This window comes from Mycobacterium lacus (assembly GCF_010731535.1).
In the GTDB taxonomy this organism is placed as follows: Bacteria; Actinomycetota; Actinomycetes; order Mycobacteriales; family Mycobacteriaceae; genus Mycobacterium; species Mycobacterium lacus.
Genome location: NZ_AP022581.1, coordinates 2514037 through 2527985, shown reverse-complemented (window position 1 = coordinate 2527985; position 13949 = coordinate 2514037). Strand labels below are relative to the sequence as shown.

The 13949-nt window shown below is 66.5% G+C and carries 14 protein-coding genes, 1 tRNA gene and 2 pseudogenes; 12 read left to right on the top strand and 5 right to left on the bottom strand.

The window, feature by feature from the left end; translation table 11 throughout:
* Positions 1-28: 28 nt before the first annotated feature.
* The 3 genes and pseudogenes from G6N24_RS11600 to G6N24_RS11590 all read left to right on the top strand — a co-directional run.
* Complete coding sequence (locus G6N24_RS11600) at positions 29-1546, top strand: TldD/PmbA family protein (protein WP_085161515.1); 1518 nt, start codon at positions 29-31, stop codon at positions 1544-1546.
* A complete protein-coding gene (locus tag G6N24_RS11595; protein ID WP_085161513.1) occupies positions 1543-2916 on the top strand; it encodes a TldD/PmbA family protein in 1374 nt (457 codons plus the stop codon). Before G6N24_RS11600 ends, G6N24_RS11595 begins: the two co-directional genes overlap by 4 nt.
* A gap of 26 nt (positions 2917-2942) precedes the next feature.
* Positions 2943-3245: pseudogene (locus G6N24_RS11590) on the top strand (carboxymuconolactone decarboxylase family protein); the annotation flags it as partial.
* Here the strand turns inward: G6N24_RS11590 and G6N24_RS11585 are convergent.
* Positions 3238-5844: a cation-translocating P-type ATPase gene (locus G6N24_RS11585; protein WP_085161511.1), complete on the bottom strand. Its 2607-nt coding sequence runs from the start codon at positions 5842-5844 to the stop codon at positions 3238-3240. The pseudogene G6N24_RS11590 and the gene G6N24_RS11585 overlap by 8 nt on opposite strands.
* Positions 5845-6266: 422 nt before the next feature.
* On the opposite strand from G6N24_RS11585, the gene G6N24_RS11580 reads away from it, so the two are divergent.
* From G6N24_RS11580 to G6N24_RS11565, 4 genes are all read left to right on the top strand, one after another.
* A complete protein-coding gene (locus G6N24_RS11580; protein ID WP_085161509.1) occupies positions 6267-6563 on the top strand; it encodes a hypothetical protein in 297 nt (98 codons plus the stop codon).
* A 228-nt stretch (positions 6564-6791) separates the two neighbouring features.
* Positions 6792-6868, top strand: a tRNA-Ile gene (locus G6N24_RS11575).
* A 157-nt stretch (positions 6869-7025) separates the two neighbouring features.
* Positions 7026-7289 (top strand): antitoxin, encoded by a 264-nt coding sequence (locus G6N24_RS11570; protein ID WP_085161507.1) that lies wholly within the window; start codon positions 7026-7028, stop codon positions 7287-7289.
* Positions 7286-7681, top strand: coding sequence for a type II toxin-antitoxin system VapC family toxin (locus tag G6N24_RS11565; protein ID WP_085161505.1), 396 nt, complete (start codon positions 7286-7288; stop codon positions 7679-7681). The genes G6N24_RS11570 and G6N24_RS11565 overlap by 4 nt, the downstream gene beginning before the upstream one ends.
* 232 nt (positions 7682-7913) lie before the next feature.
* On the opposite strand, the gene G6N24_RS24515 is transcribed toward G6N24_RS11565, so the two are convergent.
* A complete protein-coding gene (locus G6N24_RS24515) occupies positions 7914-8102 on the bottom strand; it encodes an alpha/beta fold hydrolase (protein WP_085161503.1) in 189 nt (62 codons plus the stop codon).
* A gap of 8 nt (positions 8103-8110) precedes the next feature.
* A complete protein-coding gene (locus G6N24_RS11560) occupies positions 8111-8293 on the bottom strand; it encodes a hypothetical protein (RefSeq protein ID WP_085161501.1) in 183 nt (60 codons plus the stop codon).
* 233 nt (positions 8294-8526) lie between these two features.
* Here G6N24_RS11560 and G6N24_RS11555 point away from each other — a divergent pair, with 233 nt between their 5' ends.
* Both G6N24_RS11555 and G6N24_RS24510 read left to right on the top strand, forming a co-directional pair.
* Positions 8527-9450, top strand: coding sequence for an amidohydrolase family protein (locus G6N24_RS11555; protein ID WP_085161499.1), 924 nt, complete (start codon positions 8527-8529; stop codon positions 9448-9450).
* Positions 9451-9947: 497 nt separating this feature from the next.
* Positions 9948-10083: pseudogene (locus G6N24_RS24510) on the top strand (SAM-dependent methyltransferase); the annotation flags it as partial.
* Between the two features lie 40 nt (positions 10084-10123).
* Here the strand turns inward: G6N24_RS24510 and G6N24_RS11545 are convergent.
* Positions 10124-10627 carry a hypothetical protein gene (locus G6N24_RS11545; RefSeq protein WP_085161494.1) on the bottom strand — a complete coding sequence of 168 codons (504 nt, stop codon included), beginning with the start codon at positions 10625-10627 and terminating at the stop codon, positions 10124-10126.
* Between the two features lie 51 nt (positions 10628-10678).
* Between G6N24_RS11545 and G6N24_RS11540 the strand changes: the two genes are divergently transcribed.
* Positions 10679-10894, top strand: a complete 216-nt coding sequence (locus G6N24_RS11540; protein WP_085161492.1) for a hypothetical protein — start codon at positions 10679-10681, stop codon at positions 10892-10894.
* Positions 10895-10896: 2 nt separating this feature from the next.
* Positions 10897-11145, top strand: coding sequence for an excalibur calcium-binding domain-containing protein (locus G6N24_RS11535; protein ID WP_085161490.1), 249 nt, complete (start codon positions 10897-10899; stop codon positions 11143-11145).
* Between the two features lie 19 nt (positions 11146-11164).
* On the opposite strand, the gene G6N24_RS11530 is transcribed toward G6N24_RS11535, so the two are convergent.
* Complete coding sequence (locus G6N24_RS11530) at positions 11165-12271, bottom strand: F420-dependent hydroxymycolic acid dehydrogenase (RefSeq protein WP_085161488.1); 1107 nt, start codon at positions 12269-12271, stop codon at positions 11165-11167.
* A gap of 416 nt (positions 12272-12687) precedes the next feature.
* On the opposite strand from G6N24_RS11530, the gene G6N24_RS11525 reads away from it, so the two are divergent.
* On the top strand, positions 12688-13866 hold the full coding sequence (locus G6N24_RS11525) for a cation:proton antiporter (protein WP_085161486.1): 1179 nt from the start codon (positions 12688-12690) through the stop codon (positions 13864-13866).
* Positions 13867-13949: the final 83 nt, after the last annotated feature.

Sequence of the window (13949 nt, the reverse complement as noted above, 5' to 3'; positions counted from 1 at the left end):
TATTAAAGCCGGTCGTTACGGTGTAGCCGTGACACCCAACCAGGGGATCGATGCCGACTTCCTGGACCTGCCGCGCCACCAATTGGCCGATGCCGCGTTATCGGCGGCTATCGCGGCCGGTGCCAGCTACGCCGACCTGCGGGTTCACCGCATCAGCACCGAGGTCATCCAGCTGCGCGACGGCGAGCTGGAGACCGCGGTCATCAACCGCGAAGTGGGGTTGGCAGTGCGGGTGATCGTCGCGGGTACCTGGGGATTCGCCTCCCACGCCGAGCTGGCGGCGCACGTCGCGGCCGCCACCGCTCGCCGCGCGGTCCAGGTGGCGACCATACTGGCGGCGCTGAACACCGAGCGCGTCAAACTGGCGCCCGAGCCGGTGTACGCCGACGCCACCTGGGTGTCGAACTACCAGATCGACCCGTTCGGCATGCCGGTAGCGGACAAAATCGCGGTGCTTCAGGAGTACTCCGGGCGCTTGCTGGGCGCCGACGGCATCGACCACGTGTCGGCCGGACTCACGGCCGTCAAGGAGCAGACGTTCTACGCCGACACCTTCGGCTCGTCGATCACCCAGCAGCGGGTGCGGGTGATGCCGTCCATCGAGGCGGTGACCGTCGACGCCGAAGCGGGCAGTTTCGATTCGATGCGCACACTGGCGCCGCCGACCGCCCGCGGCTGGGAAGCCGTCGCCGGCGACGAGGTGTGGAACTGGACCGATGAACTAGCCGAGATGCCGTCCTTGCTCGCCGAGAAGGTCAAGGCGCCCAGCGTGATGCCCGGGCCCACGGATCTGGTGATCGACCCTACCAACCTGTGGCTGACCATTCACGAATCTATAGGCCACGCAACCGAATACGATCGTGCTATCGGCTACGAGGCCGCCTACGCCGGAACCTCGTTCGCCACCCCCGACAAACTCGGCACGATGCGGTACGGCTCGCCGGTGATGAACGTGACCGCGGACCGCACCGTCGAATTCGGCTTGGCCACCGTCGGTTACGACGACGAAGGCGTGGCCGCGCAAAGCTGGGATCTGGTGCGTGACGGGGTGTTCGTCGGCTATCAACTCGACCGGGTGTTCGCCCATCGGCTGGGCGAGCCGCGCTCCAACGGGTGCTCATATGCCGACTCGCCACACCATGTCCCGATCCAGCGGATGGCCAACGTATCGCTGCAACCGGGCACCGACGACCTCGGCACCGCGGACCTGATCGCCCGTGTCGACGACGGCATCTACGTCGTCGGCGACAAGTCATGGTCGATCGACATGCAGCGCTACAACTTTCAGTTCACCGGCCAGCGATTCTTCCGCATCCGGGACGGCCGCCTGTACGGACAGTTGCGCGATGTCGCGTACCAGGCCACAACCACCGACTTCTGGAATTCCATGGAAGCTGTGGGCGGCCCGTCGACCTGGCGGCTGGGCGGCGCGATGAACTGCGGCAAGGCCCAGCCCGGCCAGGTGGCCGCCGTCAGCCACGGCTGTCCGTCGGCGTTGTTCCGGGGCGTCAACGTGCTCAACACCCGTACCGAGGGCGGCCGATGATCACGCCACAGCACGCCATCAACATCGTCCTGGAGGAAGCGGCGAAAGCAGGCGGGGCCGACGACACCGTGGTGCTGGTAACCGACCGGATGGAGGCATCGTTGCGCTGGGCGGGCAACTCGATGACCACCAACGGGGTCGCTGTGAGCCGCAGCATGACCGTGATTTCATTTGTGCGCCAAGGTGAAAGCGCTTTCGTCGGCACTGTGGTATCCGCCGAAGTGGACCCGTCGGTGATCCCGGGGCTGGTGGCGGCGTCCCAGGAAGCGGCACGCTCGGCGCCGGAGGCCGGTGACGCCGCGCCACTGCTTGCCGATGCGGGGGAGCCGGTCGATTGGGACGCGCCGGTGCCGGGCACCGGGGCCGAGGTTTTCGCCGGCATCGCCGGTCCGTTGAGTCGGGGATTCCGTGGCGGCGACCGGCTGTATGGCTTTGCGCACCACAGTGTCTCGACGACCTTCCTGGCGTCGTCGACTGGGCTGCGCCGACGTTACACCCAGCCCGCCGGTGCGGTCGAGATCAACGGCAAACGCGGCGACGCGAGCGCATGGGTGGGTGTCGGCACGCCCGATTTCGTAGACGTGCCAATCGATTCGCTGCTCAAGGAGCTGTCGTGGCGATTGGGATGGGCAGAGCGAACGGTGGAGCTGCCCGCGGGACGGTACGAGACGATCATGCCTCCGTCCACGGTGGCCGACATGATGATCCACCTCTGGTGGTCGATGGCGGGACGGGGCGCCCAGGAGGGCCGGACCGCCTTCTCGGCGCCCGGCGGTGGCACCCGGGTGGGCGAGCGGCTCACCGACTTGCCGCTGACGCTGTTCTCCGATCCGTGGGCGCCGGGCCTGGCGTGTGCGCCGTTCGTCGCGGTGAGCAACTCCTCGGAGACGGTGTCGGTGTTCGACAACGGGATGGAGATCGGCCAGGTGGATTGGATCCGCAACGGCGTGATCAACGCGCTGGCTTACCCGCGCGCCGCGGCCGCGAAGTTCGACGCGCCGGTCGCCGTCGCCGCCGACAACCTGGTGATGACCGGCGGGTCGAACGAGCTTGCCGACATGATCGCCGGCACCGAGCGCGGCCTGCTGCTGACCACGCTGTGGTACATCCGCGAGGTCGACCCCACGACGATGCTGCTCACCGGGCTGACCCGTGACGGTGTGTACCTCATCGAAGACGGCGAGGTGACCGCGGCGGTCAACAACTTCCGGTTCAACGAGAGCCCGCTGGACCTACTGCGACGGGCCACGGAGGCCGGCGTCAGCGAGAAGACCCTGCCGCGGGAATGGGGAGACTGGGTGACCCGGACGTCGATGCCGTCGCTGCGGATACCGGACTTCCACATGTCGTCGGTCAGCCAGGCGATCTAGCGTGTAAGGAATGCCGGCAGCGGTTCGGCGCGAGAAGACATCTCTGCAGGTCGGCGCGCGAGAGCACTCCGCCGACGCCGGGGCTCCGGCACATCGAACGCTTCGAGAGCTCGGCGCTGTCCGACGATCGCGCAAAAGCCGCCCCGCGGTATACGGATGCGTTAATTTGGAGCCCTGCGCACCTCGTCGCCAATGACGTCGCCGAGGTGCGCACTCGGTTCTCCGAGGCCGAAGTCATCGAACTGTCGTTGGGGGCTGACGCGCCGCGGGTTGAGCACGGCACCGAGCGGTATCTCATTGGCGCCGACGGTAAGACGGTGTTCAGCTGACGGCGGAGCGGGCGGTGCCGTGGCAGATCGCCCTCGCCTGGCGACGCCCCCGCAGGTGCTTGTCCAGGGCATCGACGGCGAGCAGGATCGGCATCGCGGCGAGCGCGACTAACCATCCCCACAGGGGCGGATTCCACTGGCCAAGCAGCCTCGCGACGGGTGGCACCCACAGTTCGACCAGTGAGATGGCCAGCCCGATCAGCGCCGCCGGCACCAAGAGCCGATTGGTGAGCCAGCCCAGCGCGCCGGGCCAGCGCGAGGAGGACCGGCAGGCGAAGACGTTCGCCGTCTGGGCGAAGACGACGGTCATGAAGGCCGCGCCGGATGCGGCCGCCAGGTCGTGCCCGGTGGGAAACGGATGCGCGGGACGCCAGCCAAGTGCCACGAGGGACACCACGAAAGCAACGAGGCTGAGGACGGCCTCGAGTGGGCCCAGCATCCCGAACGCCCGGCGCAACACCGTGCGATTCATCAGCCGGCCATGAACCGGCGGTCCCTCGAGAAGGTGCTGCGCGGGCGGCTCCGCGCCGAGGGCGACCGCGGACAGCGTGTCGGTGCCGATGTCCAGCGCGATGATTTGCAGGACGCCAAGGGCAAGAGGGAACAGGCCGCCCGAGAGCGCCCAGACGAGGAACGGTGCGAGCTCGGCGACGTTGTCGGTCAGGTGGTAGGTCAGGAACCGCCGGATGTTGACGAAGGTCGCGCGACCCTGCTCGACGCCGGCGACGATGCCGGCAAAGGAGTCGTCGAGCAACACCAGGTCGGCCGCCTCGCGGGCGACGTCGGTCCCCGACAGGCCCATGGCCACACCGATGTTGGCCTCATGCAGCGCCGGCGCGTCGTTGACGCCGTCACCCGTCATTGCGACGACGTGGCCCCTCGAGCGAATCGCGCGGGCGATGCGGAGCTTGTCTTCGGGGGACACCCGCGCGATCACCGCGCCGTCGCGGTCGAGCAAAGCGGCGAGATGCTGCTCGTCCTGGGGCAGATCACTGCCGGATAGCACGGGTGAGCCGGGGGAGCGTAGGCCCACCTCGTCAGCGATCGCGGTGGCCGTGGCCGGATGGTCGCCGGTCACCATCGCCACCTTCACTCCAGCCCTGCGGCAGGCCTTCAGCGACGCCGGGACATCGTCACGCGGAGGATCCTCCAACGCAACCAAGCCAAGCAGCCGCAGTCCTTCGGCGCACTCTTCCTGATTCCGGGGCGTGCGACCGTTCCTCGGGCCCGCCGCGATTGCGAGCACCCGCAGCCCGCGGGCTGTCAGGGCTTCCATCGCCCGGTGGGCCTCGGGGCCGGCGCCACAGAGCCCCAGCATGATGTCGGGTGCCCCTTTCACCACGATCTTGTCGGCCAGCACCACGGCCATGCGACGCAACCGGGGGTCGAAGGGGAACCGCAACTCGGCGGAACCGGTGCGACGGTCCTCGACCGTATCGATGCCGACTCGCCGGGCGAGGGTGTCGAGGGCCGCCTCCATGGGGTCCCCGTGGGCACGCCACTGCCCACCCACCTCTTCGGCGTACCCGGTAGAGCATTGTTCCCCGGCCAGGGCGAGCTCCCGCACCGGGTCCTCCGCGTCGGGGGTGGACCACGCCAGCCTGGCCGTCGGCCCGTAACCGGCGCCTTCGATGGCCAGAGAACCGGCGGGCGTCCAGGCCTCGACCACTGTCATCTGGTTGCGGGTCAGCGTGCCCGTCTTGTCGGTGCAGATGAACGTCGTGGACCCGAGCGTCTCGACGGCCTCGAGGTTGCGGACCAGGATCTGCCGTTTTGCCATCTGCTCCGAACCCCACGCGAGGGACAGCGTCACCGTGGGGAGCAGGGCCTCCGGGACCAGCGCGACGGTGACGCCGATCGCGAACACGAAGGCCTGCTGGATCGGGTTGCCCACGAGCACGGAAAGGAGCAGGAACAGCGCGCCGACGCTGACCGCGATCGTCGCGGTGACGCGCACGACGCCGCGCAGTCCGCGGGTCAGTGGGGTGTCGGGTTTGGTCGTCGACGTCGTCAGGCGCGCGATCCCGGCCACGCGCGTCCGTTCGCCGATCGCGGTGACCCGGGCGCACGCGTCGCCCTCGACGACAAAGGTGCCCGCGAAGAGCGCTTCGCCCTCGGCCACGGCGCCGGCCTCGCTCTCACCGGTGAGCATGGACGAGTCGACGAGCAACCGGTTCTCGGTGAGCACCACCGCGTCGGCCGGCACCCGGTCGCCGCTTTCGAGGAGGAGGATGTCGTCGACCACCACATCCTCGGCCTCGATCACCCGCCGACCTCCGTCGCGCCACACGGTGATGCGCGTCGGCAGCATCTCCTGGAGCCGATCGGCGGCCCGGTCGGCCCGGGCTTGCTGGATCATGGCGAAGACCCCATTCAGCACGATCACCGCGATGATCGCGACACTGAGTTGGGGAAGCTTCGCGAAGAAGGCCAGCGCCGCGGCCACCCAGAGCAGCAGGGCGAAGAAGTGCGTCAGCTCACCGAGCAGGCGGCGGGCGACCGAGGGCCGCCTCGACGCGGGCAGCCTGTTGGCGCCACCCCGCGCACGCCGCTCGGCGGCTTGCGCCGTCGTCAGCCCCGGCACCATGACACCGGCCATGGTTCTCCCTTCGGCGACACCCCAGTGCCCATCGAATTCTGTTGCCTCAGTGAGTCTTAACGGCGCTAACCACGAACCCCGTGCAGCGGTTGGCCAGAGAGCGGTTGCACCCTGCACGCAATAGCCAAGATGCTATAACCGAGGCCAGTACTCGCGTGATCGCGACTGGACGACGGCGGCGAAAGCTGCTGTCGTAGCTTGCGCGGCCGCCGCACATCGACGGCATTGCGGGGACCGAAGGCCAAGCCGGTCGGTTAACGGCCGCGGGCAAGCCCATGGGTGTTCACGCTCTCGCTAAGTGCCGTATGCCCGCTGTACATGTACGGATTATGGTGTAGCACAGCAATGTTCGCTTGTGGGCGCTCGTCACGTGGGCGTACCGTTGGGGCCGCGACCAACGACATCCCAAGAGAGCTACGACCATGAGCGGTCATCCTGATGTTGAGGTTCCTGCCGGCACGACGCGGATCACTGGGCGCGACGGCGGGGCACGGGTATTCGACGGCAGGGAATGGACCGTCGAGAGCGCGAGCGAGGGCCACGACATCACCGTGAGCATCCACGGCATGCAGTGCGCGGACGGTCGGGTCGTGTCCAGGGTCGCGGTTGGCGGGTTGTGCCCCGATTGGCCGATCACGTCCCAACGCGCTCGCAGGCTGGCGAGGGCATTGATCGCCGCGGCCGATGCCGCTGAAGGCCCCGAGTATATGCAGCCGTAATACTCCACGGCCGTCTCGCCACGCTGGCGGCGGCCCGGGTCGGCGGGGTATGGGTTCGCGTGGGCTCGCATGCCGGAAAGCGCTAATCTCATCGTCGTGCGAAGCAAGGTCGGCCGTGCATCATCGGCCATGGCCTCGCTGCCTACGCTCGTGTTTGATGATGAGTTGGGCATCATGTCTGCGAGAGACGAAAAGCCTGCAGCGGGAAATTCCCGGTCAGGGGCGCACGGGGCGGTAGCTCAGTTGGTTAGAGCCGCGGACTCATAATCCGTTGGTCGCGGGTTCGAGCCCCGCCCGCCCCACCAAGTTCTGGCTGATAGCAGCCGGTACTGAGGCGACCGGTCATCCACGCAGGGCCAGTCACCCCGGGCGTCACCGGGGCGGTGGGTGACCGGCGCCCTGCGACGGGCTCTTGTCTGCCGCGACCGGTTGAGACTCTAATGCGACATTTATACTCATCGCATGAGTAAACGCCTGCAGGTCCTCCTTGACGCAGACGAATGGGAACAGCTCCAAGAGATCGCCCGCCGCCACCGCACGACGGTCTCGGAGTGGGTTCGTCGCACCCTGCGCGAGGCACGTGAGCGCGAACCTGGCGGCGACCTGGACACCAAACTGCGTGCTATCCGCGCGGCCGCACGCCACGAGTTTCCCACCGCCGACATCGAGCAGATGCTCGAGGAGATCGACCGCGGACGCGAGGCGTTGCCGGGAACCGCGCGGTGATCCTGATCGACTCCAACATCCCGATGTATCTGGTGGGTGCCGCCCACCCCCACAAGTTTGATGCGCAGCGTCTGCTGGAGACGGCCCTGTCCGCCGGAGAACGCCTCGTCACTGACGCGGAGGTGCTACAGGAGATCTGCCATCGCTACGTGGCCATCGATAGACGCGAGGCGATCCAGCCGGCGTTCGATGCCATCCTCGGCGTGGTCGACGACGTGCTGCCGATAGGACGCACCGACGTCGAGCAAGCCCGGGACTCCGTGTTGCGCTACCAGAGCTTGTCCGCGCGGGATGCGCTGCACGTTGCCGTCATGGCACGCCATGACATTACGCGCCTCATGAGCTTCGACCGCGGCTTTGACGGCTATCCAGGCATCACGCGTCTGGCATGAACGCCTTATGCGCCGGCTTTCCAGGCAAATTCGATGGGCGCATTTCATGGGATTCGGTTGCAAGCCGAAGGCCGGGTTGGCTCAAGCTGGTACGCAGGGTGCGCGCGACCGACCGATGAGCAACTCTTGAATGCGATATCGCCCGCGATATCGCATTCGTAAATCACCTCATGGTCGGCGGAGGTTACTCGTGTGGCCCGTGTGATTACGGCTGACTTGGCGGCCTCATCCGTCACTCAGTTCCCGCTGGGTGCGCGGTAAGAAACACGGTGATCGCGGTGATCAGGCGGTCGGGCTGGTCTTCGGGGATGACTGTGCGACTTCCCGTGATCAGCTCGAATCGGCCTTGCGGCAACAGTTTTGGCAGCTGTCGTCCGTGCTCGCAACGGAAGATCATCTTGTCGTTGTCGGCCCACAGCACAGTGCGGGTTAGTCGAAGCTGGTGAGGCCGGCCGGGGCCGCGAATGTGTACTTCGTATCGACAGCTCGCGCCGTTGACGCCGACGCCGTGAACGAACACGGGCGCAGGCCGCTGCCGCAGTCGCGGTAGCGGGTCACGCCAGCCGGAATCTCCATGCGGTGCTCGTGGCCGAGCTGCGGACTGATCGACATGATCCTCCCCTGGCAGGAGCAGCGCTCCAGGTAGCACTGGACGATCTCCCCACGCCGCCCATTGGGGCGGTGTCAGGGCGGTCGGCTCGTCATCTGCTCCGGTCGCCCAGGTGCTGACACCACGCGCAGGTCTCGGAGCGTGATGGGCTCGCCGCAATCGTGGTAGCCGCTCCCAAGTGGCATCGTGCGAGTTTGATTTGCCAGCCAGCGATGCGCGGGGTCAATAATTTGTCATGACCGGGCCAGAACCCCGGGTGCCCGTCATCGACATGTGGGCTCCGTTCGTGCCGTCCGCCGAGATCATCGACGACCTGCGGGCCGGATTTCCCGCTGAGCTGCTGTCGTACCTGGAAGTCTTTACCAAGCAGACGATCAGCGCCGAGCAGTTCAGCGATTACGTGGAATCCCGGCGCTGCACCGACGGCCAAATCCTCGACTCCCTCGACGCTGCCGGAATCACGCGCAGTTTGATCACCGGATTCGACGAAAAGTCCACGTGCGGTGTCACTTTCGTACACAACGCCTCGGTGGCCGCCCTCGCGGTGCGCCATCCCGGCCGATTCATACCCTTCGCAGGTGCCGACGTCGTGGCCGGCAGCTCGGCGCTCGACGAGTTCGAGCGGTGGGTGGTTGAGCACGGTTTCCGAGGGCTGAGCCTGCGTCCGTTCATGATTGGGCGGCCGGCAACGGACCCCGCCTACTTCCCCTTCTACGCCAAGTGCGTCGAACTCGATGTTCCCCTTTCCATCCACACCTCCGCCAATTGGACTCGGACACGGCCCAGCGATCTTGGTCATCCCCGCCACATCGACGACGTCGCCTGTCGCTTCCCTGAGCTGACAATCCTTATGAGCCACGGCGGCTACCCGTGGGTGTTAGAGGCATGCCTGATCGCATGGAAACACCCCAACGTCTACCTCGAATTGGCGGCCCACCGTCCCAGGTACTTCGCTGCGCCGGGCGCCGGATGGGAACCGCTGGTGCGCTTCGGACAGACCACGATCCGTGACAAGATCGTTTACGGCACCGGCGGGTTTCTCATCAACCGTCCCTACCCCGAATTGTGCGACGAGATGCGTGGGCTGCCGGTCCAGCGGGAAGTCCTCGAGGACTGGCTGTGGCGAAACGCCAATCGTCTACTCCGACTCGACACGTGAGACGGGGCAAAAGTTGAGGAGAATCGACATGGTCGAGGCAATCGATGCGACAGGCCAGCACCGACGACGACCGCCGGACGGCCAGAGAGTGAGTCCTGCAATGAGGTGTTTTCTGCGCTGTTGCGCATCCGGCGTGTTCGCCCTGGTGTTGGTGGGATTGCCGGTGACCGGGCTCGCCGCGCCGGCGATTAGCCGGGCCGACGATCCCTGCTCCCCCGGCTGGTACTGGGACGCCGACTTGAACCAATGCGTGTTCTGGCTTCCCGCCGCAAATGGACCCGGCGGGCCCGGGGGACCCGGCGGGCCTGGGGGACCGGGTGGACCCGGGGGACCGGGCGGACCCGGTGGACCCGGCCCACGCTAGGCCTCTCGGGCGGCGGTAGCCCGGGTGATGACCGTCGAACCGAGCACATGACGCTGCCGCGACGCCGCGAGCTGCACGGCGCCGGCCCGCGGATGTGGACGTTCCCAGCCCGGCGGCGTTACTGGAATCTGAGCACAACGCATCGCCGGCCGAGATGCGGACATTGTTCGAAAGCGCGGGGTTCGCGGTCAGCGACCAACACCGCGTGCGGCGGCCGGCGTGGACGCGAATCGTTGTGCGACCTGATAACCGTCGGCACCCAGGGTTAAGGGTTGGGGGTGATCCCGGCGACACGCGGGTGTGCGATTGCTACGTGTCTCGATCGCCGCCCCGCCGTTCGGCAAGGATTTCACGGAGGGCCGGCAGCATTCGTTGGTCCTTGGGCCGGTTGGCTGCTTGCTTTGACGGGATGACGTCACTGAGCGACGCGGTGCGCACACTCACTCCGTACAGCTGGACCTGGGCCGCATCGCGGCGCAGGTCAGGGTAACCGCGTGTTCCGGATGGCTGGAACGTCACGTCGAGATCGCCGGCGTCGGTCGTGAGATTCCAGGTTTGTGCAGCGGCCAGTGCCTCGCCGTCACAACGGAACGGCAGGCCGCTGGGCTTGGAGTCGGTGCGGACTCGCGCGTTGAGTTCGCGGAGCGCACTGGCGAGCTTGTCGAGGTTTCGCCGGCCCATTTCGGGCGTGATGTCGGCGTCTTCGGTCGGAAACGGTGAGCCGTGGTACACCGCGGCGAGGCCGCCAATGAGGATGTAGGCGACCTTGTTTCGGACGAGAACGTCCAGAGTGCGGGGGAGGTTGAGCTCCATTTCAATCCCGTCCAGCCTCCGGAGCGCCCTCAGTTGCCTCGCCACCGTGGCGTGACGATCCATCCGCTCTTGGCCGCTGAGAACAGAAAGCCGCGCCGCCTGGGCCATATCGCTGTTGTCCTGTGGCACAAGCGTGAGCTCGAGGTCGAAGCCGCACAGGCGCACCAGTCGACGGACGTTGTCGAGACTGACGGCGGTGCGACCGGACTCCCATCGAGCGATTGCCGGCTGGGCCGTGTCGGCTCGGCCGCCGATATGGGTTTCTGATAATGCCTCGTGCACCAGTCGTCGCGGCAGCCGCGGCAATGGCGATCTGGGGAGCCGCGTTCAGCGTGGACCCAGTGCTATTGGCAGACCCACCCGACATCAACTGCACGCAGTTCAACGAGGACGGCAGTTGCTATTGGGCCAACTGCACCCAGGCGAAGGCCAACGGCGAGTGCAACATTCGCGACGGCAGCGCCCACTACTGCCCGAAGCAAGACCGCGACGGCGACGGTCTCGCCTGCGAGTGCTAGAGCTTCGCCCCGGGCGACCCTAGTGCAGAAGAGGCAGCACTTGGGTGCGGTAGAAGTCGATGGCGACGAGGGGATCCTGCTGGGGAAAGTGCATGAATGGGATGGCGCCGGCATCGAAAACGGTCTTTATCGCGTCGATGTGGGCAGCGGGATCAGTACCGATGACCCAGTGTGCGATCACGTGGTCGAGCGGGTTTGCCTCGGACGCCCTCTGGATGTCCGCCGGGTTGGGTTGATCAACCGGCCCGGCGTTGGTGAACCGCCACAGTTCTGCGGCCCGGTTGGCCTCGTTCTGATCACCAACGACGGCGAATATCTGCGCACGCTTGCCTAGGGTGGCGGGATCGCGGCCGGACGCGCGTGCGCCGTTGTTGAAGGCGGCCAACAGCTTCGGGTCCTTGATATCGGTGGTGTTGTGTGTGATCCAGCCGTCGCCGTGTTGCCCGGCCAAGTGCGCGCTTCTTGGGCCCGCCGCGGCCACGAAGATGGGCGGCGGTGACTGCGGCAGGTTATACAGCTTGAGTTGGTTGGTCTGGAAGTAGCGACCCTGGAATGAGATTCGTTGTCCGCTCCACAGTTGCCGGATAATGTGGATGGCTTCGATCAATCGGTCATGGCGCTCGTGATACGGGCCGAACTGTCCGGTCGCGGCCTGCTCGTTGAGGCGTTCTCCGGTGCCCAGACCGAGGAAAACCCGCCCCGGGTTGAGGATCGCAAGCGAAGCGAACGCTTGCGCGACGATCGTCGGGTGGTAGCGGTAGATGGGACAGGTCACGGCCGTTCCGAACGTGATGTGGTTCGTTCGTTGGCCCACCAACGCCAGAGTGTGCCAGGGGAACATCGCGTACCCCTCGTTGTCCTGCCACGGTTGCAGATGGTCGCTGACCCACAGGTACTGGAATCCGGCCTGCTCAGCCGCCTGAGCCTGGTCGACCAGTTGGGCGGTGGCGAATTGTTCGTGTGACAACACGAAGCCGACGTTCGTGCCCGATGATGGCGCGGGGCTGGCGGGGGGCGATGGTGAGCGAGCGGGTTGTGAGCTGCATGCGGCCGCCAGGCCAGCAACGCTCAGCACGCTCAATTCCCCTGCGATCCGTCCGAATGAGCGCCGCGAAATGTCAGTCATGGATTCGGTCGTGCCAGAACTCATTGCATCCTCCGTGGCTCGTTCGCGCCTGACGTGTTTAGCTGCCCGGTCCGATCACGAAGCATCGGCCATTGCTGGTGGTGAGCAATACCTCCAGACGGCGGACTTGTCGATACCCGGAAATTCGAAGCGATGCACCTGCTGGCCGGCTTCGATCTTGGTGTGGTCTGCGAAACGGCCGCGCTCGCGCATGCTGCAACACCCGCACAGCACACCGCGATGATCGCTATCGTTCGGCGCGCCTTGGGCATGGAAGCAATCTCGACATGTCGGCGGATGCCCGTCCGGGAAAACCGACGAGGACTTCGTGCTTGCCTAACGGGCCATGACCTCCGACGATCGGAACATGCGTGCCGGAAACCTCGCGGGCACACCGCCGCTGAAAGGGCGTTGACGTGCACGGGTTCGGCTTCGAAACGCTGGCGCTGCTTGCCGTCATAGGGTTGGCGGGTCCGCTGCTGGCGTCGCTGCCGCGCCTGCGGATTCCGGTGATCATCGGTGAGTTGATCGTGGGACTCGTCGTCGGCAGGACCGGTTTTGGCGTCGTCGACGCCGCCAACCCGACGCTCGAGATGTTCGCGAACATCGGCTTCGCGCTGGTGATGTTCGTCGTGGGCACCGATGTTCCGGTCCGTGGCCACGCGCTACGGTCGGCGGTGCCGCGGGCGTTCGCGCGCGCCGTTTTCGTCGGTGCCGTTGCCGGGGTACTCGGTGTCGGGTTGGCGACGGGGTTCGGCACCGGCCACGGGGAGCTTTACGCGGTGCTGATGGCCTCGTCGTCGGCGGCGCTGGCCCTACCGGTGATGGATTCGCTGCGGTTGCAAGGGCCGCAGGTGCTCTCCGTGACCGCGCAGATCGCCATTGCGGATTCCGCATGTATCGTGTTGCTGCCGTTGGTGATTGACGTGCGACAGGCGCCGACGGCCGCACTCGGGGGACTGGCCGTCGCGGGCTGCGCGGTGGTGCTTTTCGCGCTGTTGCGCGCGTTCGACCGCAAGGGCTGGCGGCAGCGCGTGCACGAGTATTCCAAGCAACATCGGTTCGCGCTGGAATTGCGGACCAACCTGATCCTCCTGTTCGCGCTGGCGGCGCTCGCCGTCAGCACCCACGTGTCGATCATGCTGGCGGGCTTCGCGCTGGGTTTGGTGATCGCCTTGATCGGCGAACCGCGTCGGCTGGCCCGTCAGCTGTTCGGCATCACCGAGGGGTTCTTCAGCCCATTGTTCTTCGTCTGGCTGGGCGCCTCGCTGCAGGTACGCGACCTGGGTTCGCACCCAAAACTCATTCTGCTGGGCGTGGGCCTGGGGCTGGGTGCCGTGCTGGCGCATTGCGCCGGAAGGCTGCTCGGCCAGCCGCTGACGCTGGCGGTGCTGTCGGCCGCGCAGCTGGGTGTGCCGGTGGCCGCGGCCACCATAGGCACCCAGGAACACCTGCTCGCCGCCGGTGAACCGTCGGCGCTGATGCTCGGCGCCTTGCTGACAATCGGTTGCACGTCCATCGCCGGCGCGCTGGCGGCGCGCGGCCAGGCCGCCGCAGCAACGGATAGGCAGGCTGACACCGGTAACTCCACATAGGGTTGACCGGCGGACGCCGAAACCATTGTGGTCGAGAGTATTTCTGATGGTGGGTGATAGGGAATCCGCCACCGGCCGTTGGA

Excerpts from the sequence above, each read along its gene's own strand:
- G6N24_RS11560 (WP_085161501.1), bottom strand. The coding sequence starts at position 8,293 with ATGTCGATCAGTCCGCAGCTCGGCCACGAGCACCGCATGGAGATTCCG.
- G6N24_RS11580 (WP_085161509.1), top strand. The coding sequence starts at position 6,267 with ATGAGCGGTCATCCTGATGTTGAGGTTCCTGCCGGCACGACGCGGATC.
- G6N24_RS11535 (WP_085161490.1), top strand. The coding sequence starts at position 10,897 with ATGCCTCGTGCACCAGTCGTCGCGGCAGCCGCGGCAATGGCGATCTGG.
- G6N24_RS11595 (WP_085161513.1), top strand. The coding sequence starts at position 1,543 with ATGATCACGCCACAGCACGCCATCAACATCGTCCTGGAGGAAGCGGCG.
- G6N24_RS11555 (WP_085161499.1), top strand. The coding sequence starts at position 8,527 with ATGACCGGGCCAGAACCCCGGGTGCCCGTCATCGACATGTGGGCTCCG.
- G6N24_RS11570 (WP_085161507.1), top strand. The coding sequence starts at position 7,026 with ATGAGTAAACGCCTGCAGGTCCTCCTTGACGCAGACGAATGGGAACAG.
- G6N24_RS11585 (WP_085161511.1), bottom strand. The coding sequence starts at position 5,844 with ATGGCCGGTGTCATGGTGCCGGGGCTGACGACGGCGCAAGCCGCCGAG.
- G6N24_RS11530 (WP_085161488.1), bottom strand. The coding sequence starts at position 12,271 with ATGACTGACATTTCGCGGCGCTCATTCGGACGGATCGCAGGGGAATTG.
- G6N24_RS11545 (WP_085161494.1), bottom strand. The coding sequence starts at position 10,627 with ATGGAGCTCAACCTCCCCCGCACTCTGGACGTTCTCGTCCGAAACAAG.